This is a genomic window from Sporomusa termitida, assembly GCF_007641255.1.
Taxonomy (GTDB): domain Bacteria; phylum Bacillota; class Negativicutes; order Sporomusales; family Sporomusaceae; genus Sporomusa; species Sporomusa termitida.
Genome location: NZ_CP036259.1, coordinates 4,906,515 through 4,930,491, shown reverse-complemented (window position 1 = coordinate 4,930,491; position 23,977 = coordinate 4,906,515). Strand labels below are relative to the sequence as shown.

Genomic DNA, 23,977 nt, shown 5'->3' with positions numbered 1-23,977 from the left:
CATGTCTTGTTCCCGTTTATTTAAATGCCTGCCGGTAATGCTGGCCGGCATAACCCTGGCCGCCGCCAGTCTGCCGGCCCTGGCCGCCGGGCCAGAGGCACCACCGGGCTATTTTGCGCTGCCGTCTTATCAACAGCCGGCCAACCCCACAGCCCTTGATAAACAACTGCTGGCGATCATGGCCGACTATCGTGTTGTCGGCCTGTCAGCTGCCGTATATCGCGATAATAAAATAATCTGGAGCGGCGGCTATGGCTGGGCTGATCTTAACACCGGGCGGGCAGTAACACCGGCCACTTTATTCAGGGTGGCTTCCCTCTCCAAAATGGTAACCGCTACAGCACTCATGCAGCTGTACGAGCAGGGCAAATTCGGCCTGGATGATGATATCAGCAGCAGCCTTGGTTATCAGGTAAGAAACCCCCACTATCCAGCTGTGAAAATCACGTTCCGCCAGCTCCTGAATCACACCTCAAGCATTATTGACAGCGGGGCATATGATGCCATCGTCGAGTCAACCCCTGCGCTGCTGCCGGCGCTGGACATTAAAGAGCTGCTGGTTCCCGGGGGACAGTATTATAGCGCCGCCACCTTTGCGCCCCAAGCCCCTGGCACCTGCTTTAATTACTCCAATTTCGGCACCGGCATTGCCGGCTCGCTTGTTGAGAAAATCTCCGGCTTGCCCTTTGCAGAGTATTGCAGCACCTTCATATTTAAACCGCTCGGAATGGATGCCAGCTTTGAGCCGGCTGACATTAATAACTGGCAGAATATTGCTACCTTATACAGACCGGATGGGCAGTTTATTCATTTCCGGCCGACCAAAGACACTTATACCGGCATTAAGCCGGCACCGGCAACAATTACTGCCCCGCTGGGCAGTGCGCTCGGCTATTCCCCTGCCGGGGGGCTGCGGGCCAGCACAACTGACTTTGCCAAGTTTATGCAAGCCCATATGAACGGCGGCAGCTATAACCGTATCCGGATTCTCAAAGCCGATACGGCCGATCTCATGCATAGTATGCAGTGGTTTGGCTACAGTATGGACGGTTTTTATAAACAAAAAGGACTAAACTTTCACATTACCGATGACTTAGTGCCCGGCAGGCGTCTGATCGGCCATTCGGGCGAAGCCTACGGTCTGTCAGGGGATGCTTATTACGATCCGGACAGCAGAATAGGGTTCGTATTTATGTTGAATGGGGCCAACTTAAATAATGCCGATCCCTTTTACAGGGTCGAGAATACCATCGCCATCACCTTGTTAGCCGCCTTTGCCCCCCCAGCGGCTAATCTAAGCCGGGAGCTAAGGGCTAAAGTCAACGCTAATTTTATAACAGTCAACGGCCGTAAAATCGTTCTGCCGGCCCCGGCTGCCATTACCAGGTCAGGAAAAACTCAGCACCTTTTTCTGCCGGCCGTCGCAACAGCCGATGCTCTTGCAGCCGGTATTAACCAGCAAGGCGATACCGTTACCTTTACCCAGGGGCAAAAAAAAGCCGTCCTGACGGCAGGACAAAACCGAATGAGCGTAAATGGCGAAACTTTGCTGCTGCCGCACCCCCCTTATAGGCAAAACGGGCAGATATTTGTCCCTGTTCGCGAGTTGGCTGCCGCCCTTAACATCAGCACCAGGCTGCGTCTATAACATAAGCTGGTACTCAAACTCAGTGAACAGATGTAATACACCGCCCGCCGCCACCGTCAGCTGTTTGAGAAAACCAGCATCAGTATCCAGCCCTATGCATAAGAACTGTACTGTGATTGTTTAACCTCATTGGCAGCAGTCAGAGCCTCGATCAGCGACTTGGCTGTTTCCTCATAAATGCGGCTGAGGCAGGGTCGTCGGGCCGTAAACCGCAGATCCGCAGGCCGAATCCGCAACCGGCCTTCGCTTTGCTCCGCAAACTGACGGGCAGCAGCCGTGACAGTAGCCGCAACATCAAGGGCAATCGCAGCCGGGCGGTCAGAACCGGCAATCAACCCGCCGGCCAAAGGCCGCTTGTGCTGGGTACTGCTGCTGCCGGCCGCGATTTCCGGCCGGTTCCGGGCACAGGCAAGAGCCTGCTTTACACTGTCTGACAGGCCAGCCGCGAAAAAACTGCTTGACGGTGTTACCCGCGCCACTGGCTCCCGGTCGCGAAATTCCGTAAAAGCCGGGCCCTTTTCCCTAGTAGTAACAAGTGTCTGGCTTTTGCACAGCCCTTGTTCCTGTTTGTTCCCGGCGCCACTCGGCTTAACCGCCTGGTCAGCAGGTCCTGGCTGCTTGCCGGTAACCGCATTATCCAGGCTGCAAGGTTGTGCTTCTTCCCGCTGACCAGTAAGCTGCGAATCGGTCTGACCGGTATAGGGGCTCAGGTCGGCCTGAGTATCAGTAGAATGAATACAGGTAATCTGCTCATTGCACCTTAATTCGCAACCGCAAGTGAGAATCGCAGTTTCAATAGCGGCAACAATGAAAAATAAACAACGTATATGGTCACTGGGTAAGTGAAGGGCAAGATGAACATGATTTTCGTGAACACGGCGCAGAGATTCCTTCTGCCCGCCGGTGAGCGTCCCGGTTATCCGCCCGCCGCCTGCGGCTGTCTGAATATCAATTAAATCAGGATTGACTAAGCCGCCCTGACTAGCTACGGCCTGAGCCCCGGCCAGCTTATGATAAACGTCAACTGCCTGGCACACATACCTGGCCGCAAGAGCATGATCAACGGTTCCGCACTGATGAAAAATATCCAGATGGCAAATCATACCGCTGTCCCGGCGGTGGTAGAATACCTGCCCGGCATCGGCATTCACCATGATCTGCACATGTTCAGGGCTGTGAGAATTAAACGCATGAACCTTGGTGCTGAGAACAGCACATTGCCCCAGCCGCACCCCCCCGCCGGCCGCGAGGGCCTGAATAATCACTTCCTCCGGTCCTGCCAGCCGCTCTAAAGACAAACTGGCAAGAGTGGCTGCCAATCCCTCAGCCATGGGCGTGGGTATCCCTGGTCACTAGCTGATCATCAGGCAGATTGGCAATCGGGATGGCTGGTTTAGGCGGAGCGATAATTGTCGTCGCCAGCGGGTCAACGATCCGGGCTGGCCCACCGGCCCCTGCCCCCTTACCACCTTCACTGGTTTCAGCCGCAGGCCGGTGACACCGCGCCCTCATTACGGCAGCTAATTGTCTTTTAACAGCTGCCCACAGCATAACCCAGCGTGAAAGCATCCGGTCCTCAAGCTTACGGTCCTGTTGTCCCTGCCGCTGAGACTGCGGATAGGACAAACCAGTCAGATAAGCAGTAATTGCGGTAATTGTGTCACCGCTAACCCTATGCGCCAGTGCCAAGGACACTACTTGCGCCAAATCAGCCACAGTTGCGTTGCTGCGGCCGCTCAATAAGGCAGTTAAGCGGGCCGCCGTCTCCATGGCCTGAGCCCCCCGCGGACTATCCAGCCTGAAGTCAATATAAATTTTTGCCAGTACCTGCCGGAGCTCCGGACTTACAGTGCTATTCGCCAGATTACCGGCCAGCTGTCCGGGCAGGGCTGCCATCGCCGCTTGCGCACTCCCGGCCAGAATATCGACAACAGCCTGATAATTATCCGGCCGGCCCATGGCCACAGTTAAATCAAACCGGTCAGACAGCTGCTTCCTGACCCGGCTAAGCGGGCCGGGTTCCTCATCCGGATTGGAGGCCGCCCAGATACCTACCGCAACCGGCAGCGTTACGGCTGGCAGACCTGGTTCTTCCATTTGTATTTGCCCTGGTCTGGTTCCCATAACGTCTAACAATACCTCGGCCACTTCCGGTGCCGTATCGGCCAGCCTGTTAATTCCGTCAATAAAAATAATGCCCCGGTGCGCCCGGGGAATGGTCCCTGGCAAAAGAGCCGCCAGCGGCTTCACCGGATCTGTCAGTCTGGCAAGATCGATACTGCCGACAACTGACCCCACTTTTGCCGCCTGAGAGATTTCAAGAAAGGGCCGGGGAACCTCTTCTATCCCGATTTCTGCAATAACCGGCGGCGGTAAATCGCGGTGCAGGGGGCAATGGGGTCTCGCGGGATCGCAATTATAGAGGCAATTTTTAATGCGTTTAATCGGCGGCAGCAATTCCCGGGCCGCCCGGAAAATGGTTGTCTTGCCTGTACCATGCAAACCCTCGGCCAGAATATGAAACGGGTGATCAGCCAGCAGCGCCGCTACCGACATTTCAACCACCCGGAAGAGCTCCTGATTGCCACTGTGGCGGCTAAGCTCAAAGTACCGGCTCATAGTTTAATCACCTCCGGATTCTTTTCTTCACCTGTATTGTTCCCGCCGGGCTGACTTGCATGCAAAAGGACTTCAGCAAAATAGCAATAAATAAACAGCCCTTAGCAGTTATTTGTCAACCCGGCCGTTTGCTAAAGGAGTATCCTGTTTTTTGTCAAATATATACAGTCAGACTATTTAAACTGTTGGCTGCATGTTTTCCAGATGCAGATATCATCCACGCGGAAAACAGCACTATGGTTTAGAGACAATGACAATCGAGGGGGAATAGGCGTGAAAATCCATCAGATGTTCATTAATGGTGAGTTTATTCAAAACCGCTCAGGCAGGATGATTGCGGTAATTAATCCAGCCACAGAACAGGTAATTTCCGAAATTCCCGAAGGTACGCCGGCAGATGTCAATGCAGCCGTAAATGCGGCTGAACAGGCACAAAAATCGTGGGCTAAACTACCAGCAATTGAAAGAGCCAGGTATATCAAGGAAATTGCCCAAAAAGTCCGTGAAAATGCTGAAGAAATCGCCAGGGTTATTGCCGAGGAACAAGGCAAGATTTTGCCGCTGGCGCGGGTTGAAGCCAACTTTACTGCCGATTATATGGATTATATGGCTGAGTTTGCCCGCCGCTATGAGGGCGAGATCATCCAAAGTGACCGGCCCAATGAAAATATTTTTTTATTTAAAATGCCAATCGGTGTTATTGCCGGCATACTGCCCTGGAACTTTCCTTTCTTCCTAATTGCCCGGAAAATGGCACCGGCCCTGGTAACAGGTAATACTATCGTAATAAAACCAAGTAGAGAAACACCAAATAACGCTTTTGAATTTGCTAAAATTGTTGCCCAAACCGCACTGCCTAAAGGGGTGTTCAACCTGGTTTCCGGAGCAGGGGCCGTTGTCGGCAATGCTCTTGCCGGCCATCCGAAAGTAGGTATGGTTAGTTTCACCGGCAGCGTTGACGGCGGCATTGCCATTATGCGGGCGGCAGCAGAAAATGTTACTAAGGTTTCTTTGGAGCTGGGAGGCAAGGCCCCTGCGATTGTAATGCCTGATGCTGACCTTGATTTAGCCGCAGCCAGCATTCGCGATTCGCGTATTATTAATAGCGGTCAGGTATGCAACTGCGCCGAAAGGGTATATGTGCATGAATCAGTAGCCGACCAATTTACTGAAAAAATAATAGCCGCCATGCGGAATACTACCTATGGCAATCCGCTCACGCAGCCAGATATTGACATGGGGCCAATGGTCAGCAAAACACAACTCGAGCTTGTGGAAGCAGCTGTCAAACAGGCTCTGGCTGATGGAGCCCAGCTGGCCTTAGGGGGTAAGCGGGCCCCAACAAAAGAAGGTTTTTATTTTGAGCCTACCGTCCTTACTCACTGCCAGCAACACACTGCGATTATGCAAAAAGAAGTTTTCGGTCCAGTATTGCCAATTGCCACATTTAAAGATTTGGACGAGGCGCTTGAGTTAGCTAACGATTGTGAATACGGGCTGACCTCGTCCATATATACCAAGAGCCTTGATGTGGCCATGCGTGCCTGCAAGGAAATCAAGTTTGGCGAGACCTATGTGAACAGAGAAAACTTCGAAGCTATGCAAGGGTTCCATGCCGGCTGGCGCAAATCAGGAATCGGCGGTGCGGACGGTAAGCATGGCCTCGAAGAATATCTGCAAACCCATGTAGTATATATGCAGTATAACCAAAATATAAAATAATCCCGGACTGCGTCTCAAAAAATCCAGTCCGGCCTAAAAAGAGGGGACTGCCGCAGCTTGCGCTTGGGGCAGTCCCCTCTTTTTGGGCCGGCGTAGTGACAGCAGCGTCTGTTAAGCAACTGTGAGGATGCCTAAATAGAGTAAAGTAAACAAAAAGGACTTACCAGTATATGGCAAGTCCTGTCAATCCAAAATGCCGTTCCTTTATATGTCCAAACCTGCACCCGGCAGGTGGGTATCCTGAGATCTGTTTTTGCCCTCCACGCAGTAGCTGGCCCGGCAGCCGCACACCATTGAATTCCCTAATTATTAAAGTAGGTTGGACATATTCAAGTTGACGTTCATCTTAGATTACCTTTATTTTAACATATTATTGCCCTGAGAGCAATCCTGATAAACACCATATAAACACCATTAATACCAGAACTGCCGTTTATAAAGTTATCTCCCACCGTTCCTCCTGCAGCCCCTTCTTCCAGGTATCATTCCCCGCCTGCTGCGTAGGCGTAAAACCAAAACTTTTATATAAATGACAGGCCGTGTCAAGTCCTTGGAATGTCCATAACAAAACTTTTTTATATTTATTCTCCCTGGCATAGTCCATGGCAGCTTGCAATAAACGCCGTCCCATACCCAGCCCGCGGAATTGAGGCTCAATGAGAAACCATCTTAACTGAGCGGTTTCCTCAGCCAAGCCAACCATACCAATAAAGCCGGCAATTTTGTCATTAACCTGTGCCACCCAGATTGCACCGGCTTGTCGCTCCTCTGCATATTTTAAAAGACCTGCCAGCACATAACGCTCAAATACCGCCGGCTCTAAACTATATTCCTGGTGATAGAGCACGCAATGCCTGTAAGCAATATAGCCTAAGTCTCCCGGCTGTCCTGTACGGATCGTAATCGCCTGCTCACCGGCCGGCGCTAAAATTTTACGAACCCCGCCCAGAAGGTCAATCAACTCTTGTTGCTGATATAAAGGCAGTTCTGCCAGAATACGGCCAATCTGCTGAGTCGATGCTTCAGCCAGATTGCTGAACGTTGCCTGCCCCAGCCCGGTTAATGACAGAACCTGAACCCGGCCGTCAGCCGGTGACCGGGACTTTATCACTAATTTCTCTGCTATTAGCCGTTTCAGTATACGGCTCAGATAGCCGGGATCAATCTGTAATAAGCTGGTTAACTCACTCGCAGTACACTGACCGGCCTTGTCCACCTCCAGCAATACCCTTGCCTCGGCCAGAGAATACGGGCTTGCCAATATATTTTTATTAATCAGCCCAATAAAGTGCGTATAAAACCGATTAAACTCCCGAATTACAGTGGCCCTGTTTCTCATACTTTCATCCATAAAAACCCTCCTTGCCCTAGCCTGCCATGTAGAGGAATATAGTAATAATATAATAAAAATACTTGACTTAGTCAACTATTTTTTCGCAATTACCAGCTACAGGGACGGTGGCTGCAGCTTCTTACTTAACTGGCGAAATTCAAGATACCGGTTTAGGCTAGACCATAAAATTAATAGTCGTTCATGTATATTGAATACATATTAATCCAAAAAAGGATAAGTCTGGTTAGTAGAGAATAAATATAATTAGATAATAATTATACAAAGGAGGTTTGCCAATGGCAGATATCTTTTACAAATGCGTGGAATGTGGTTGGATTCTTGAGGCAGCGGAAGGGAAGAAGCCGGAGACCTGCGAAAAATGTGGCGGTAACGCTACGATTATTGCAGTAGCTCAACAGCCCGGGCAGTTTGGCTGTGTTGGTAAATAAATATCGATTCCTCAGTCTGATCCTTTATTGACAAAGGATCAGTTTTTTTGAGTACCTCGTATCTCAGGTTAGGTTGCGAAATTTTTGGCCGGCACGGCGGAGGACGCTAACTGAGCCATTAAGCTCTGCTTTAATGGGCTGGAGGCTATGTGCCCGCTTATTACTTGCGCGGGCCGCGCACAGCAGACATCTGTACGGTGACGGCAACGAAGCAGGGCGGAAAAAGACGGCAAAATTACCCCTGCTTTTAAGTGACGCACATTTTGACATATTTTGCAAACCAGGTTATAATAAGATAATTTAATATTCTCTAAAGGGGAGTAGCTTTACAGATAGTATCAACAGCATGGCTGTAGTACAGCCTGGTACTAGCGTTGGGTAGCCAATAAGCCAGACCTTTAGTATGGTGCTTACCGTACTAAAGGTCTGGCTTATTCCCTAACGTTTAATGACCTAAGGTAACAAGCAGCTTTGCACCTTAGGTCATTCATTATTTAACAAAAATACATTTTAATAAATAAGGGAGGCTGTTTTTATGAAATGCCAGCGTTGCCAAACCAAATTACATCCCCATTACAATTTCTGTCCGGTATGTGGAGTGCCGGCGAAACCGGCCTGTAGTAATTGCCGGAAGGAAGTACAGGCAGAATGGGTTAATTGCCCCTACTGCGGCGCTAATCTAAAGGCCCCGCCAAACCCGGCTGTCACCCGCCGGTAATCCCGCCCGCAGCATTGACAGCACTTCCCAAAATCAAACTTTCTTAACTGCTTTTTATTTCAGGCTAAGAAGCCGGATTGTAATTTCTTAATCTATGATTTATACCGCTTTAAATTTATTTCCGCAGCAGTTGAGCTGTAAATGCTTTTATTCTAGGGTTGGCGGACGCGAATACCTGCTGTGGCGGGCCCTCCGCCACAATTATGCCTTCATCCATAAACACCACCTTATGCGCGACCTCCCGGGCAAAGCCCATTTCATGGGTAACCACAACCATGGTAATTCCTTCTTGCGCCAGCTTTTTTAAAGCAAGCAGGACTTCGCCGACAAGTTCCGGATCAAGGGCTGACGTGGGCTCATCCAGCAATAGCACCGCTGGCTCCATCGCCATCGCCCGGGCTATTGCCACCCGCTGTTTTTGTCCGCCCGAAAGTTGTCCCGGATACGCTGCCGCCTTTTCTTCCAGCCCCATTTTCGCCAACCAAAGCAACCCCTGCCTTTGGGCTTCCTGCCGGGGGGTGTTCTTGACGGTAAGCAACCCTTCCATAACATTCTCTAACGCAGTTCTATGGGGAAAAAGATTAAATTGCTGAAATACCATACCGGTCTGCTGGCGCAACTGCCGGATCAGCCGGTTGTTCCCGGCAAGGTGATTTACAGCACTGGTAAAGCCGCCTACCCGGATTTGCCCGGCGTCAGGAACCTCTAAATAGTTCAGGCAGCGCAGCAACGTGGTTTTACCTGAGCCACTAGGCCCGATAATAACACAGACTTCTCCCGCCCGCACCGCCAGGCTCACACTTTTCAGAACACTTGTGCCACCAAAATTTTTGTATAAATCCACGACCTCAATCATCCGGAGCCTCCCGGTATTTCAAGCTTTCTCTCCAGCCATTCCTGAACCCAGCCCATAGCCGCAACCATTACCCAGTAAAACATCGCCAAGGTAATAAAATAGGGCATAAAAACAAACTGGGCCGCGCTTTGCTCTTCTACCTGGCGAGTTAATTCCGGTACAGTAACGACCGAGGCTAAAGATGATGATTTTAAAATATCAATAAGGCAATTCCATAATGGCGGAATGGAAATGCGGGTAGCCTGGGGCAAAACGATTCTTCTCAGTACTTGCGAGTTAGTCATCCCCAGAGACAGCGCGGCCTCCCACTGCCCCCGGCTGATGGACAGGATAGTCGCCCGGAAAATTTCCGAGATATAAGCCCCGAAATGCAAAATCAGGCCAATAAGTGCTGCAGTAAAGGGATTAAGCACAATATGAAAAGAGGTTAACCCGAAATATAATATTAGCAGCTGCACAAGCAGCGGCGTTCCGCGGAAAAATGATATATAAACTCTGGCGGCTTGTATGAATACCTTAACCTTAGATATTCTCATTAATGCGACTAACAGCCCGAGCAAGACTGCGCCTGCCATTGCTGCCAGGCTTAAATAAAGAGTAACCAAGGCTCCCTGCCCTAAAACAGGCAGGGAGTCAATGACAATTCCCCATTCTCTACTTACTAACATCTTCCCCAAACCACTTGTTCGATATCTTTAGATAGGTGCCATCTGCTTGTATTTCCTTAAGCGCATTATTTACCGCTTCAATAAGCTCGGGAGATCCTTTACGGAATGCAAGCCCTGACTGTTCTACATTGAAGGTTTTGCCTGTAACTTTAAGATTCTGATTAGGATTTTTCAGAAGATACTCGGAGACAAACAGACGGTCATTCAAGGCTGCCTCAATACGTTTGGCTCCCAGGTCGGCAAAAATTTCGTTTGCCCCTTTATAAAACTGGACATTCGCCCCGGACTTCTTGGCAAGTTCTTCCCAGTTGCTGCCCTGCGTTACGCCAACTTTACGCCCTTTAATGTCTTCTATGCTGTTTATATCGGTAGTATCCTTATTTACGATAACCTGAGCACCGGAAACAGTATAGGGAACTGAGAAGTCGTATTTTTCCAGCCTTTTTTCATTAATACCTACCTGATTTGCAATAACATCAAACCGCTCGGAATCAAGACCGGCAAACATTGCTTTCCATTCGGTGGGTACAAATTCGGCCTTAACACCCAGCCGCTTTGCCACTTCGTTGATGATCTCAACATCAAAGCCCTCCAATTCGCCTTTTTCATTTTTAAATGTGAACGGCGGGTAGGTCCCTTCCGTTCCAACCTTTATTGTTCCGCGCTTTTTTATAACATCCAGCAAGGTCTGCTTTTGAGGCTCTTCCACCTTTGCAGGCTGTGATCCGCACCCCACCATAAATACCGCAAGAATCAAGGTAATAACCAGGAATAAACTAACCTTTTTCATTATAGAACCTCCTATTTTAATAAATAATACCCCACTCTGCCCGGCACCGCTTGCTTATCCCTCCCTGTTCTGTTATTAACTTACAAATTAAAGGATTTATAGCATAAGGAAAGACTGGGCTTGTGCCAAGTCCTTAGGACGCCGGCAGAAGCCTTAGTTTTTCTTACTTACGATCAGAAATCCGCTATCCTTTCTATCATGCAAAAAAAACAAAGGTTATGAGAATGCCGCCAACACAGGGGGAGTTCTCTTAGCCTTTGGTTTTCCAATTAGCCAAAAATTCATTAAATTATGATAAACTCTATTTTTAACTTAATATACTATAACAACAGGCAACTGTCAATGATTGCCCCCGGTTTTATAACCGGCCCATACACCACACCGAAAACCGGTACAATTATTCCTTTACAAAAAGTACCAGCTTCCATTGACTTCCTTTATTTGGTTGGATATAATTAAATTAATTTAATTATATCCAAGGGGAGTAACCTTTACAACAACGTCGTCAGTGCGGTACGATTCCCGGCTTTGTTGGCAACTGTCAGGTTGTTGGTAAGACCTTGCCTTTTGAGGCAAGGCCTTTTTATTACCCCATGCATTTTAAAAATATAAAAGTCATAATACAAGGGATAAAAAATCTATACCCCTGCAGGGTACAGGCGGCTTTGCCGGCGTCCTAAAGGACTTGGAATAAGCCAAGTTTTTCTAATAAAAAAACGATGAAAGGAAGGTAAACCTGATGAATTTTTCGGGAAGGGTACAGAGTAAAGGCAACACCGGTCATTATACACAAGCGGTGGGATGATGAACTGGAAATGGGCGCGAATAACGGGTTATGTGGGTCTATTACATATCGTTATTGCTGCATTAGCGCAAATTATCGCCACTATTGTACCAGACTACCGGAACCTCGAAGAAACTGAGGAGATCGTACGCTGGGGACGGCTTCTCTGGTCCTATGCCATATTTTCCCTGGGTGTCTTTTTAAAAAAGAAGACCGGCAAATGGCTGGAAGCCGTTTGGGGAGGCATTGCCGCCGGGCTGTGCCTTATCCCTGATATCTCCACATTCGTTTTTCTAGGCTATTCTTTCCGGGCCTTTAAGATCCTGGACGAAGAAAAAAGTGTTCCTTTTTGAAAAAACTCTCGGTAAAAGAATAATTAGAGGAGGAGTTTTATGAAAAAACACTGGCATGAATTAACTTCTCAGGAGACCACTTCCTTACTGCAATCCGATGCCGTCACTGGCTTATCCACAGCTTCGGCAGCCGAGCGGCTGGCAACCCATGGCTATAACGAACTGAAGGAAAAAGCGTTGGAGCCGCTTTGGCAAAAATTCATCAATCAGTTTAAAGACTTCCTGGTGCTGATTCTTATTGCCGCCAGTCTGATTTCTGTGTTAGTGGGTGAGATAGCCGATTCTGTCGTTATTATTGCCATTGTGCTGTTAAACGCATGTCTGGGCGTATTTCAGGAAGCCAAAGCCGAAAAAGCCTTGGCAGCCCTGAAAGAAATGTCTGCCCCCACTACCAAAGTTCTGCGCGACGGCGAGACTACCGTCCTCCCCTCCAGAGAACTGGTTCCAGGCGATATTGTTCTCCTGGAGGCCGGGGACTACCTGCCGGGAGATTTGCGTATTATAGAATCATTCAATCTCAAAGTGGAAGAGGCTTCTCTTACCGGTGAATCGGTGCCAGTCGACAAAAATACGGAGACCGCAGCCACTGACGCCGCTTTGGCTGACCGCCATAATATGGGCTTTATGAGTACGGTTGTCACCTACGGCCGGGGCAAAGGGATCATCGTAAATACCGGCATGAATACGGAAATCGGTAAAATTGCCGAAATGCTGCAAACTGTCGAAACAGAAAACTCGCCCCTGCAGAAAAAACTGGCTGAATTCGGCCACCTGCTCGGGTACCTCTGTCTGGTTGTTTGCGCAGCCGTTTTTGGTATGGGTATTTATAACAGCTATAGCGACGGCATCCTGGAATTCGCCGAGGTGCAATTGATGCTGATGACAGCGATCAGTCTGGCTGTTGCTGCCATCCCGGAGGGGCTGCCTACGGTAGTTACGATCGTGCTGGCCCTGGGTATGCAGCGCATGGCGAAGAAACGGGCGATTATGAAAAAACTGCATGCAGTGGAAACACTGGGGAGTATTTCCGTTATTTGCTCAGACAAAACAGGCACACTAACCCAAAATCAAATGACTGTAGTCAAATGCTATACCTTAGATAAAATGTATGCTGTTAGTGGCGAAGGCTATACACCGGCCGGCGACTTTCAGCAGCAGGACACACCGGTGGCGATTTCCGCCGAGCAGGATCTAACCCGGCTGCTGCAGGGAGCCGCACTTTGCAATGACGCGCAGCTTAAGCAAACGGCTGATCAGGCCTGGCACATCGTGGGGGATCCAACGGAAGGCGCGCTGGTGGTCGCAGCGGAAAAAGGCGGTTACCATCAGCAAACACTGACGGCCGGCTACCCGCGCCTGCAGGAGCTGCCTTTTGATTCTGTCAGAAAAATGATGACCACGTTTCACCAGGTTGACGGGGAACTGCTGGCCTTTACCAAAGGGGCTCCCGATGTATTAATCAGCCGCTGCACGCATATTGTTGTTAATGGCGCAATTCAGCTATTAACACCGGCGGTAAGACTGGCGGTTGACGCCGCCAACCGGGAAATGGCCTCGCAGGCACTGCGGGTTTTGGCCGTAGCCTACCGCCGGTGGGCGGAGCTGCCGGCGGTAGCCGCCCCGCCCACCGTGGAAAATGAGCTGGTATTCATTGGACTATTGGGGATGATTGACCCGCCCCGCGCTGAGGTCCGCGAGGCTGTCAACACATGCCGCAATGCGGGTATCCGCCCAATTATGATTACCGGTGATCACCCGGACACCGCCCTGGCCATTGCCAAAGACCTCGGGCTTGCCACCGGCGATGACCAGGCGATTGTCGGCACACAGCTGGATACCTTAAGCAAAAACGATTTGCAGAATCTCGTTCAGTCAGCCAGTGTATTTGCCCGGGTGTCACCTGAGCATAAAATGTCTATCATTGAAGCTTTGCGCAGCAATCATCAGATTGTCGCCATGACCGGTGACGGTGTTAACGACGCTCCGGCTTTAAAAAAAGCGGATATTGGTGTTGCCATGGGTATAACCGGAACTGACGTCACTAAAGAAACTGCCGATATGGTAGTGGCTGACGATAATTTTGCCACCATTGTCGCCGCCGTGGAGGAAGGACGGGTTATCTATGCCAACATCCGTAAATTCGTCTACTTCCTCTTGTCCTGCAATGCGGCGGAGATACTGGTTATCTTCTTTGCGATCGCCCTCGGCTGGCCCATTCCCCTGCTGCCCATTCAGCTCTTATGGGTCAATCTGGTTACAGATGCGTTTCCCGCGCTGGCCCTGGGCGTAGAAAAAAGTGAACCCAATGTCATGAATATAAAGCCACGCGATCCGGCCGAACCGCTGCTAACCAGAAACTTTCAGATTATGATTGCTATGCAAAGCCTGTCCATGGCGGTTACCGTATTAGGTGCCTTCTATTATGGCCTGCATGCCTATCATGGCGACTTGGGTATCGCCCGGACCTTTGCTTTCATCACCCTGATAACAACCCAGGTAATGTGTGCTTATGCCGCCCGCTCCGAATACTATTCAGTATTTCAATTAGGATTTTTCAGCAACAAATATTTAAATGCCGGCGTAGCGCTTTCTTTAGCATTGCTCTTAGTCTCCGTTTATGGCCCGCTGCATATTGTCTTTAAGACAATTGAGCCTAGTTTCCACCATTGGCTGCTCTTTCTCCTGCTGACGCCTATTCCATTTTTTACTACCGAGCTTACTAAATGGGTTTTACGGAAAACCGGCAACTAATCCACCAGGCCGCCATTCTACTGCGGCCCCAAATCAAGACGGATATTTATTGTTATTTATTGAATACTATTAATAAATATGGTAGAATTATGGTAATTAGCCCGCTGGGGTATTACGCATGAAATTACTAACCGTTTAGCAGCTAAATTTTGGTTATAAAGAAAGGAGATTAACAACATTATGCCAAATTTCGCAAATCCGTTTCAGGGGAATGTAAACAGGAAGCTAACCCGGGATGAGCTTCTTCAGGCCATCAGGCTAAATATTGCGGGAGAACTGGAGGCAATTTATATTTATGATGCTCATGTTCAGGCGACTGACGATCCTGTTGCCAAAAAAGTTATCGGCGACATTCGGGATGAAGAAAAAGCGCATGTCGGCGAACTGATGGCTTTATTGAAATATCTTGATCCCGAAGAGGCCAACCATTTTGCCGCCGGCGAAGGCGAGGTCCAGGAAATGCTGGAAGAACTGGGTCTGACCGGCGAATCAACTGCCAACCAGAAAAAAATTATTGCCGCCCAATCTACGGTAGGCAGCTTAATTCAAAAATAAAGGGGTGTATATTATGGAATTTTTGTTACGGGACGATGCTCAGTTTTCTGAAGAACAATGGGAAAAAATTGATGAGGTTGTTGTTAAAACCGCCAAAGCCACGCTTGTCGGACGAAAATTCGTAACAATATACGGTCCTCTGGGAGCCGGTGCCCAAAGTATCAATGTTGATGACTTCGGTACTGCCGGCCAAGGTGAAATTGGCTTTTTTGGCGATGATGATGATGCAGCCCCGGTAAAAACACAGGGGCGGCGCTTTATCGAAATTCCTATGGTCTATAAGGATTTTTATATCTCCTGGCGTGATATTGAGAACAGCAAGCAATTCGGCTTGCCGCTGGATCTGGCAAGTACGGCCGGTGCCGCCGCTATTTGTTCCAAAAAAGAAGACGAACTGATTTTTCTGGGCAATGCGGCGCTGGGTTATGACGGACTTGCCAATGTCGCCGGCTCAACCAAGCTGGCCAAGAAAGACTGGCAAGAGGGAGAAAATGCGTTCAATGATATTGTAAAAGGGTTGGAGATCCTGACAGCCAAAGGGTTTGTCGGTAAGTTTGCCTTAACAGTCAGCCCGGACCTATATATGCAACTGCAGCGAATCCAGGCCAATACGGGCTTGCTGGAAAGCGACAGGGTAAAAAGCCTGCTGGAGGGTAATCTGTACCAAACCCCGGTGCTCGGCAACAATAAAGCGGTGCTGGTCTGTGCCGAACCGCAAAACCTCGACCTGGTAATCGGCCAGGATTTGATTACCGGTTACTTAGGCTCAGAGAAACTCAACCACGCCTTCCGGGTATTGGAGACGATTTTACTGCGTATTAAACGCAAAGATGCCATTGTTGTGTTTGAATAAGGGTACATATTGGAAAGAGTCTGGCAGCCAAATGGCTGGCCAGACTCTTTCCGCTTCTGTGCCTAACTGCCCCAGGCCGTTACTTGGAAGGCTGCGCATTATTGCAAATATCTTTTAATATTCCATAACAGCTGTTTAGCCGCTCTTCGCTTAGGCCTGCTAACAGCTGCTGCCGCTGCTGTCTGACAATAGCCTGCCAATGAGTGTACCGGCCCAGGGCTAAGGCAGTCAGCATCACTGTTTTTTCCCGTTTGTTACAGCCTTCCCGCCGCTCTATCAGCCCCTTCCGTTCCAGATTGGCCAGGCTCTTAGATATGGCCGGCGGTTCAATATTCAGATACTTGGCCAAAGCAGTCTGGGACATGGCGCCCTTGGTTTTAACGGTTGTAATAATGGCCCACTCAGAGCTATAAATACCGCATGGCTCCAGCTGCTGGTTCAAGCCTGTAGAAATAATCCGGGTTGTCTGATAAAGCTGGTGAATAATCTTTTCGGTTATTTCCATACACCCTCCTGTCATTTCATTGCCGTAGCTGCACCCTTCTTTTCATTAACATAATAATAACTATAAGCTGCCAAAAATACAAACATCACCCCAGTGGAATATATATACACCGACGCATAGCCTGTTGCGCCGGCCAGCAGCCCCAGCATAATAGCGCCCCCGCCGGCACCAATATCCAATACATTATAGAAAGTCGCACTGGCAGCACTGCGCCGGCTGGCCGGCACCAGATTCAATATCCAGGTTTGCAGAGCCGGGAAAAGGGCGCCAACACCAAAACCATAGAAAACGGCGGCCGCTAATATTGCGGTCAGCGTAGTAGTGGCAGTGAGGATTGCCAGGCCTGCCAAAAATAAAATGGCCCCAGGCAGAATGACCCAGGCCGGGCCTTTACGGTCAAAAATTTTTCCGGTCACAGTACGTGACAGACACATACACAACGTGCCCAGCAGAAAAAAATAGCCAGGGTTTGCTATATTGACCTCTTTGGCAAATACCGCAATAAAAGTAAGCACGCTGCCGTAGCAAATACCAAATAGCATGGCAAGAAACGCCGGAAATCGTGTTCCTCTCACCATAAACCGGTCCCAAACAGACCGGCTTAGGTCTGACCGTACCTCATCAGCCACTGGCATCGCAGGTACAGAGCAAAAGTATACCCCCAGCAGTGCGTGTATCTGGCACAAGGCCGATACGAAAAAAACAGCACCGAAGCCATAACTGTTCATTAACCAGATTCCGGCCGCCGGTGCTACCGCCATAGCCATGGTTGTCCCCATGCCAAAATACCCCATTCCCTCACCGCAGCGGGAAACAGGAATAATGTCGGCGGCAAGTGTAGCATAAAAAGTAGTGGCAATACCGAAGCCAATCCCGTGAATAATCCGGATTGCCAGCAGCCCGCCCACCGAAAGCCACAGATAATAACCAGCCACTGATAAAAAAGAAATTGTAATGCCAATAAAGAGACAATATCTCTTACCAAATTTTTTAATTCCCCAGTCCGTAAACAGGCGAATAAAAATTGCCGAAAATACAAAAATACCGGCTATCAGGCCAACCTGGCCGCTTGTCCCGCCCAGGCGGGTGACATAGAGCGGTATAACCGGAATTAACAATTGAAACCCTGCAAAAAACAAACTATTGGTAAAAAACAAAATCAAAAAATCCCTGGTCCACAACTCTTTCCCTACTGGCTGTAATTCAGTTTTCATATCTTCTTTGACTCCTTGAAAAAAACATTATATATTTATTGCCGCTTATAAATCGCCAATACTTAACTAGTTAAGTATTATTTATGATATTACGCACCGTCCTAGATGTCAATAGGCAAAGACGGCTACTTTAAATTATCATATTTTGTCGAAATAATTAAATTCTTGACAAATATGATAATAAAAGTAATAATATAGCAAGTAATCAATTTACAAAAAAGAGAATAGATGGCAAACTTATTCGAAAGATAAGGACGCAAAGCTATGGGTCTAAGGACATGTCTATGACTGCCAGGTTGCAATTACATTGTAATTATTATTAAGGCATCAGTCTGTCCTCAGACTGATGCCTTTTAGTTTATCTACAATACGGTATAAATTGCAAAGCAGAGTATAACTTAGATACATTACAAATAAGCGAGGCACTTCTATGCAGAAAGTTTCCATCCACAATTTAACAGAAGGAATGACTACCTACACACGCCTGTGTGCCGCAGACGGCCGGGTGCTTTTGGGCAGCCGCATCCGCCTGAGCGAAAGCTACATCAAAAAAATCCATAATTTCGGCGTTTTGAACTTATTTGTAACCAATCCGATTATTGAGCGGATTGGTTTAGTCTACGAAGAAACGCTGCCGGAAGATAAGCGAACAGAAGCGATCAAAATCCTGAAAGCCTCTTTTGATAATGCCAAAGAGGGCAAGCTCATAGATGTACACAGCATTTATATTATGGCCAGGACAATTATCGAAACCATTAGCAGCAACCAGCTCATTCGGCTGGACACCACGGTCACAGCTGACGATTATGTGTATAGCCATTGTATAAACGTAGCGGCCCTGGCGGCGGTTATCGCCAGTGACCTGGAATATAACTCGGCAAAAATGCAAGAACTGGTGATGGGGGCCTTATTGCACGATATTGGCAAAGTGCTGGACAATGGCAGTGTCAGCGAGGAAGACCATCCGCGCCAAGGCTTTGAATATGCCCGGAAACTCCGCGATTATTCCATTGTCGCCAGCCATGTAATATTCCAGCATCATGAAAAGGTGGACGGAACTGGCTATCCACGCGGCCTCAGCGGTGATCAGCTGCATGAATATGCCCGTATTACAGCAGTAGCTGATGCCTATGATACCATCGTCTCCGATTTCCAAAAAGGTCCGGCCCTCTTGCCCCATCAGGCTTACGAAGCCATCATGTCGATGAGTGGAACCTACCTGGACAAAGAAATTGCCGATATATTTTTAGCCAAAGCCCCCCTATATCCGCTGGGAACATTTGTTGTCCTTGACACCGGCTTTATCGGCGTGGTCACCGAAGCCCGGCCAAAATTGCAAGCCAGACCAACAGTAACGGTTCTTACCGATGACCAGGGTAGCTTCCGCGATGAATGGGTAGAGGTCGAACTGGCAAAGAACCTGACCAGCTTTATTAATTATGTTTTGTCCGAAAACGAGGTTCTTACACTGACAAAGCGGTACGAAAACAGGTCCTCTCACCGCAAATAACAGGGAGAGGACCTGTGAATAATCAGGGTAATATGTATTAAAGAGTTTTATCACCAGGATGCCAGTCAATCGGGCAAAGACCGCCGCTTTGCAACGCACTCAGAACCCGCACCACTTCTTCAACACTGCGTCCCACGTTCAAATCGCTGACCACCTGATAACGGAGTATGCCCTCAGGATCAATGATAAACAAGCCTCTAAGGGCAATCCCTTCCTCTTCAATAAGAACACCATACTCACGGGCAACCTGCTTGGTAATATCAGAGGCCAGCGGGTAGTTAAGCTGGCCGCCCAGACCGCCGTCTCCCCGCGAAGCCTTGATCCAGGCCCGGTGTGAGTATACACTGTCAGTGCTCACACCTAGGACCGAAGCTCCCAGACTCTCAAACTCAGCCAGCCTGGCGTTAAACCCCAGAATCTCAGTCGGACAAACAAACGTAAAATCTAGCGGATAAAAGAACAACACCAGCCACTTTCCCTGAAAATCCTCCAGCTTGGCAACCTGGTCAAGAGTTTCCATATCACGGGTAGTTGTCATTGCAAAACCGGGGGCTTTTTGACCAACTTTAACAGACATACATTTCACACACCTTTCATTGATAATGCTTCTCAATTAAATAATATTATTATTTGCTGACTTTGTCAACTATTTCTGCATATATTTTAACCGGAATTTTACCGGCAGATACAGGGGTGCGGCCAGGCTGGCATCACAGCGGCGCAGGTATGCACTCTATCAATAAAATCTGTCAATACGCAGGAATTATCAGGTTATCAGAGAATAATAACCATAGCCTTATGCGATTTGACGATTGCTGGGCTAGCGTTAAGGGAATACTATTAGGCAGTGGTATAAAGACTCTGTTAAATAATCTAATACATAGGAGGTAAATACCATGAAACAGATTACTGCAGGTGATTATGCTCCCGACTTTGTCCTCAAGGACAATCGTGGTCAGGACGTCAAATTATCCGACTACCGGGGAAAAAAAGTGCTATTGTCCTGGCACCCCCTGGCCTGGACCAAGGTTTGTGCCGAGCAGATGAAATCACTGGAAGCAAATTATGCGGAAATGGAAAAATTCAACACCGTTCCCTTAGGACTAAGTGTTGATGCTTATCCAAGCAAAAATGCCTGGGCCAAAGAGCTTGAGATTACCCGGACCAAGCTGCCGGCAGACTTTTGGCCGCATGGCCAGGTTGCCCAGACCTACGGGCTGTTTCGTGATGGCGAAGGCTTCTCCGAACGGGCCAATGTACTCATTGATGAGGCAGGGAAAGTACTCTGGGTAAAGATATATCCCATTCCCGAGCTGCCGGATATTAATGAAGTACTGGCCGAGATCAGGCGTTAATAAAACTATTATATAGCTTACAAAGCAGACCTGGAACCAAATCCAGGTCTGCTTTGTATTTACTCCGCCAAGGCGCAAGACGGTGGTTGTGTCTGCAAAGGTTTTCCTGTCCGCCGCAATTACGCACACTCGGTGCGGGCTATTGGCTTGGGGTCAAGCAAATAGGTGAGGAAGAAGGCGGCCAGGCAAGCAAGCCATTCCAGATAGATGACATGGGGCAATACCCGGATACCAGGGGTGGTTTGCCACAATACCAGCACAACTACCCCGGTCAGGATTGTATAAAAGGCGGAATTTCTGCGGCAGAGCGCCGGTGCAAAGAGGGTAAACAATACAATGACACTAAACGCAGCGGTAAGGCTGAGCCCAATCATTAGGGTGCTGATAATGCCACTGATGGTCATAGCCAGCGTCAGAGTCAGCAAGCCCAGAGCCACTACCGCCACTTTGGTGGTAACAAGGAATTTCTCTTCGCTGGCAGCGGGGTTAATAAATTTTTTGTAAATGTCCTGCGAAAACAAGGTTGCCGAGCTAAGCAGCAGGTTACAGGCTGTGGACACATCAGCCGCCCAGAGTGCCGCCAGGGTAATACCGGCCAGCACCGGATCCAGCGACATGATCGTCATCGGCAGGGCCAGGGCCGGGCTGACATCCGGGAACATAGACTTGGCAATAACCCCCAGCAAGGCACTGACAAAACCAATCGGCAGCATCATCAGCCCGCCGATAATAAAACCGCGTTGTGCGGTTTTTACATTTTTAGCCCCCAGGGATATCTGAATGATGCTCTGCAGCGACAGGTTGACAGTAACCAGGACCACGATCCAGCTTATAATACCAATGATGCCGACTCCGTCAAACAAATCCAGATACGGTACATCAGCAGGAAGGTTGGCTTGGATATTGGCCATACCACCGGCATGGGTTACGCCGACAATTGTGGCCAGAATAATCCCTATATATTTCAGACTGACATTTAAAAGATTGGATAAACTGGCTGACCACATCCCGCCCATGGAGGTGATGCCGATAAATACCACAGCACTTGTCAGCATCCCGGAGGTCAGGGTAAATACCTCCGGCATTAACGCGCAAAGAATACTGCCCCCGGCAATATACTGGAGCGACATGACAACAAGCTGGATCAGGATCTGGCAGATAATCCCGGCAATCATGCCTTTTTTATCATAATAACGGCCTAACAGCTCCGGGATTGTTGTAATATTGAGCTCACGGTATCTTCTGGCGACCAGCAGCCCCATAGCAATCGCCCCCAGGCCCCAGGCGGTTGTATACCAGCCGGCGGAAAGTCCGACCTTATAGGCTTGTTCGGCAACCCCAATCGTTGACGCGCCACCTACAGCCAGGCCGACAATGGATACGGTAATAAGCGGTGTGGTAAGCTGCCGGCCTGCAAGCACATAGTTTGCCGCACTGCCGGTAGACCGCCGTTTAGCATAATAGCTGATAATAAACAGTAAGACGATATACAGACAAACAATAATAAAAGGAATATTCATAAGCAGCCTCCTAAAATATAACATCTTTGTATTTCCTCTATGCCGGCTATAGAGAAAAAAAATCGCCCCTCTGTGAAGAGGGACGATAATTACCGCGGTACCACCCAATTAAGATCTTCAAAAATAAAAACAGGCAGCACCGAAGGGGCGAAAAGCCGCGGTACCACCCTGTTTATAAATCATAAGATCTACTTTAATGTCTGTAACGCAGACAACACGGCCCAGCCTACTATCATCTTCAGCCTGCAGTTCGGGAAGGAACTTCATTTAGTATCTCCAGCTGGTTCACACCACCCACCAGCTCTCTGTATGGAAAAGACAAAATTACTTTTTTCCGTCATTACTATATCCGATATTTTATTGTTACCATGATTATACTCAGCCAAAGTACGAATGTCAATACAATATTCCCGTCTATTGACATAAACACAAAAAAGCGGGCAGCCATCGGCCCTGTTTGTTATTTCCCTGCGGCTAATCTGACTGCAGGTATACATATTGTTCTTGCCAAACCTGTTAATACTTTATTCCATGTTTTCAAAATATTTACGCACTCTATTTACACTAGTATGGTAGTATGGTAATATTCAATTAGCTTTAAATTACCCATGAGAAATGTTACTGGACATCTTACATATTCAGTCAGGTTTCTGCATGAAAGATTGCATACAGGGAGGAATTACATGTGTTAATGTCTTTTCGCTGGTATGGCAGTAAGCTGGATACGATCCCGCTTAGCTATATCAGACAAATACCGGGGATGAAAAATGTCGTCAGCGCGATCTATCATATCCCGGTAGGGGAAGTTTGGCCGTATGAAGACATACTGGCTATCAAAAATAAGATTGAAGCTGCCGGCCTTATGTTTAAAACGGTGGAAAGCGTCAATGTTCATGAGGACATTAAACTCGGACTGCCGGCCAGAGACCGCTACATAGAAAATTATTGCATCACTCTACATAATCTGGCTAAAGCAGGAATTGATGTCGTCTGCTACAATTTTATGCCTGTTTTTGACTGGATGCGCACTGATCTGGCTAAAGTCCTGCCTGATGGTTCAACGGCACTGTCCTATAATGAAAAGATACTCACAGGTTTAAAACCGGATGTTCTGGCCGCGGAGATGGAAAAAGGAGCAAACGGCTTTGAACTGCCGGGTTGGGAAAAAGAAAGACTATCCGAAGTCAAGAAGCTTTTTGAATTATATAAAAATGTAAATGAAGAAAAGCTGCTGGCCAATCTTAAATATTTTTTAGAGGGTATTATTCCCACAGCGGAAACGTGCGGTATAAAAATGGCTATTCACCCGGATGACCCACCCTGGCCGGTATTTGGCCTGCCCCGCATCGTTATTTCCCGCCAACACCTGGAACGCATCCTGAGTTTAGTTGACAGTCCTGCTAACGGCCTTGCTCTTTGCAGCGGTTCGCTGGGAGCTAACCGCGAAAACGATATTGTGGAGATGTTTCACCATTTCAGCAAAATCAAGCGCCTTCATTTTGCCCATGTCCGCAATATTAAAGTTTACGGACCGGGCGTTTTCGACGAAACCGCTCATAAAGCAGACGATTCTTCGCTTGATATGTACGGTATCATGAAAGCGCTGTACGATACAGGCTTCACCGGCCCGCTGCGCCCTGACCACGGGCGGATGATCTGGGGCGAAGACGGCAGACCCGGATACGGCTTGTACGACCGCGCGCTGGGAGCCTTGTATCTCAATGGCTTATGGGACGCCATTGAGCGCTGTGGCAATACATAATCAATAAAACAT

The 23,977-nt window shown here is 48.6% G+C and carries 21 protein-coding genes, 1 other RNA gene, 1 riboswitch and 1 other annotated feature; of the genes, 11 read left to right on the top strand and 11 right to left on the bottom strand.

Annotated elements, in window-relative coordinates; all coding sequences use genetic code 11:
* The first annotated feature begins 1 nt into the window (after window position 1).
* Window positions 2-1,648 carry a serine hydrolase gene (locus SPTER_RS22770; RefSeq protein ID WP_144352478.1) on the top strand — a complete coding sequence of 549 codons (1,647 nt, stop codon included), beginning with the start codon at window positions 2-4 and terminating at the stop codon, window positions 1,646-1,648.
* Window positions 1,649-1,740: 92 nt separating this feature from the next.
* On the opposite strand, the gene SPTER_RS22765 is transcribed toward SPTER_RS22770, so the two are convergent.
* Together SPTER_RS22765 and SPTER_RS22760 are read right to left on the bottom strand one after the other, a co-directional pair.
* Window positions 1,741-2,979, bottom strand: a complete 1,239-nt coding sequence (locus SPTER_RS22765) for a hypothetical protein (RefSeq protein WP_144352477.1) — start codon at window positions 2,977-2,979, stop codon at window positions 1,741-1,743.
* Complete coding sequence (locus SPTER_RS22760; protein ID WP_144352476.1) at window positions 2,972-4,267, bottom strand: magnesium chelatase ATPase subunit I; 1,296 nt, start codon at window positions 4,265-4,267, stop codon at window positions 2,972-2,974. Before SPTER_RS22760 ends, SPTER_RS22765 begins: the two co-directional genes overlap by 8 nt.
* Before the next feature lie 273 nt (window positions 4,268-4,540).
* On the opposite strand from SPTER_RS22760, the gene aldA reads away from it, so the two are divergent.
* Entirely contained in the window at window positions 4,541-5,989 is a 1,449-nt protein-coding gene (aldA, locus tag SPTER_RS22755) for an aldehyde dehydrogenase (RefSeq protein ID WP_144352475.1), read from the top strand.
* A gap of 181 nt (window positions 5,990-6,170) precedes the next feature.
* On the opposite strand, the gene ssrS is transcribed toward aldA, so the two are convergent.
* Window positions 6,171-6,345, bottom strand: a non-coding RNA gene (ssrS, locus tag SPTER_RS22750) — 6S RNA.
* Between the two features lie 77 nt (window positions 6,346-6,422).
* Window positions 6,423-7,340, bottom strand: coding sequence for a bifunctional helix-turn-helix transcriptional regulator/GNAT family N-acetyltransferase (locus SPTER_RS22745; RefSeq protein WP_144352474.1), 918 nt, complete (start codon window positions 7,338-7,340; stop codon window positions 6,423-6,425).
* 278 nt (window positions 7,341-7,618) lie between these two features.
* On the opposite strand from SPTER_RS22745, the gene SPTER_RS24945 reads away from it, so the two are divergent.
* Window positions 7,619-7,771: a hypothetical protein gene (locus SPTER_RS24945; RefSeq protein WP_170233376.1), complete on the top strand. Its 153-nt coding sequence runs from the start codon at window positions 7,619-7,621 to the stop codon at window positions 7,769-7,771.
* Window positions 7,772-8,306: 535 nt separating this feature from the next.
* On the top strand, window positions 8,307-8,489 hold the full coding sequence (locus SPTER_RS26010) for a zinc ribbon domain-containing protein (RefSeq protein WP_144352473.1): 183 nt from the start codon (window positions 8,307-8,309) through the stop codon (window positions 8,487-8,489).
* A 115-nt stretch (window positions 8,490-8,604) separates the two neighbouring features.
* Here SPTER_RS26010 and SPTER_RS22735 read toward each other — a convergent pair whose 3' ends face one another.
* The 3 genes from SPTER_RS22735 to SPTER_RS22725 are packed head-to-tail and all read right to left on the bottom strand — an operon-like array spanning window position 8,605 to window position 10,803.
* Window positions 8,605-9,345, bottom strand: a complete 741-nt coding sequence (locus SPTER_RS22735) for an amino acid ABC transporter ATP-binding protein (protein WP_144352472.1) — start codon at window positions 9,343-9,345, stop codon at window positions 8,605-8,607.
* Window positions 9,342-10,013: an amino acid ABC transporter permease gene (locus tag SPTER_RS22730; RefSeq protein WP_144352471.1), complete on the bottom strand. Its 672-nt coding sequence runs from the start codon at window positions 10,011-10,013 to the stop codon at window positions 9,342-9,344. The genes SPTER_RS22735 and SPTER_RS22730 overlap by 4 nt, the downstream gene beginning before the upstream one ends.
* On the bottom strand, window positions 10,000-10,803 hold the full coding sequence (locus SPTER_RS22725; protein WP_144352470.1) for a transporter substrate-binding domain-containing protein: 804 nt from the start codon (window positions 10,801-10,803) through the stop codon (window positions 10,000-10,002). The genes SPTER_RS22730 and SPTER_RS22725 overlap by 14 nt, the downstream gene beginning before the upstream one ends.
* A gap of 801 nt (window positions 10,804-11,604) precedes the next feature.
* On the opposite strand from SPTER_RS22725, the gene SPTER_RS22720 reads away from it, so the two are divergent.
* The 4 genes from SPTER_RS22720 to SPTER_RS22705 all read left to right on the top strand — a co-directional run bounded on the left by SPTER_RS22720 (window position 11,605) and on the right by SPTER_RS22705 (window position 16,099).
* Window positions 11,605-11,940, top strand: a complete 336-nt coding sequence (locus SPTER_RS22720; protein WP_144352469.1) for a hypothetical protein — start codon at window positions 11,605-11,607, stop codon at window positions 11,938-11,940.
* 39 nt (window positions 11,941-11,979) lie between these two features.
* Window positions 11,980-14,691, top strand: a complete 2,712-nt coding sequence (locus SPTER_RS22715; protein WP_144352468.1) for a cation-translocating P-type ATPase — start codon at window positions 11,980-11,982, stop codon at window positions 14,689-14,691.
* Between the two features lie 180 nt (window positions 14,692-14,871).
* Window positions 14,872-15,246: a demethoxyubiquinone hydroxylase family protein gene (locus SPTER_RS22710; RefSeq protein ID WP_144352467.1), complete on the top strand. Its 375-nt coding sequence runs from the start codon at window positions 14,872-14,874 to the stop codon at window positions 15,244-15,246.
* A 13-nt stretch (window positions 15,247-15,259) separates the two neighbouring features.
* Window positions 15,260-16,099, top strand: a complete 840-nt coding sequence (locus SPTER_RS22705; protein WP_144352466.1) for a family 1 encapsulin nanocompartment shell protein — start codon at window positions 15,260-15,262, stop codon at window positions 16,097-16,099.
* A 79-nt stretch (window positions 16,100-16,178) separates the two neighbouring features.
* Here the strand turns inward: SPTER_RS22705 and SPTER_RS22700 are convergent, their stop codons facing one another.
* Together SPTER_RS22700 and SPTER_RS22695 are read right to left on the bottom strand one after the other, a co-directional pair.
* Window positions 16,179-16,604 carry a MarR family winged helix-turn-helix transcriptional regulator gene (locus tag SPTER_RS22700; RefSeq protein WP_170233375.1) on the bottom strand — a complete coding sequence of 142 codons (426 nt, stop codon included), beginning with the start codon at window positions 16,602-16,604 and terminating at the stop codon, window positions 16,179-16,181.
* An 11-nt stretch (window positions 16,605-16,615) separates the two neighbouring features.
* A complete protein-coding gene (locus SPTER_RS22695) occupies window positions 16,616-17,818 on the bottom strand; it encodes an MFS transporter (RefSeq protein ID WP_144352464.1) in 1,203 nt (400 codons plus the stop codon).
* Between the two features lie 220 nt (window positions 17,819-18,038).
* Window positions 18,039-18,122, top strand: a riboswitch (cyclic di-GMP riboswitch).
* Between the two features lie 126 nt (window positions 18,123-18,248).
* Here SPTER_RS22695 and SPTER_RS22690 point away from each other — a divergent pair.
* Window positions 18,249-19,328, top strand: a complete 1,080-nt coding sequence (locus tag SPTER_RS22690; RefSeq protein WP_144352463.1) for an HD-GYP domain-containing protein — start codon at window positions 18,249-18,251, stop codon at window positions 19,326-19,328.
* 37 nt (window positions 19,329-19,365) lie between these two features.
* On the opposite strand, the gene SPTER_RS22685 is transcribed toward SPTER_RS22690, so the two are convergent.
* A complete protein-coding gene (locus SPTER_RS22685; protein ID WP_144352462.1) occupies window positions 19,366-19,905 on the bottom strand; it encodes a peroxiredoxin in 540 nt (179 codons plus the stop codon).
* 319 nt (window positions 19,906-20,224) lie between these two features.
* Here SPTER_RS22685 and SPTER_RS22680 point away from each other — a divergent pair, with 319 nt between their 5' ends.
* Window positions 20,225-20,683, top strand: a complete 459-nt coding sequence (locus SPTER_RS22680; RefSeq protein WP_144352461.1) for a redoxin domain-containing protein — start codon at window positions 20,225-20,227, stop codon at window positions 20,681-20,683.
* A gap of 119 nt (window positions 20,684-20,802) precedes the next feature.
* On the opposite strand, the gene SPTER_RS22675 is transcribed toward SPTER_RS22680, so the two are convergent.
* Window positions 20,803-22,203: a sodium:solute symporter family protein gene (locus tag SPTER_RS22675; protein WP_144352460.1), complete on the bottom strand. Its 1,401-nt coding sequence runs from the start codon at window positions 22,201-22,203 to the stop codon at window positions 20,803-20,805.
* Between the two features lie 140 nt (window positions 22,204-22,343).
* Window positions 22,344-22,553 (bottom strand) — a binding site (T-box leader).
* Between the two features lie 341 nt (window positions 22,554-22,894).
* Between SPTER_RS22675 and uxuA the strand changes: the two genes are divergently transcribed.
* Window positions 22,895-23,965 carry a mannonate dehydratase gene (gene uxuA / locus SPTER_RS22670; RefSeq protein WP_246105649.1) on the top strand — a complete coding sequence of 357 codons (1,071 nt, stop codon included), beginning with the start codon at window positions 22,895-22,897 and terminating at the stop codon, window positions 23,963-23,965.
* Window positions 23,966-23,977 lie beyond the last annotated feature (12 nt).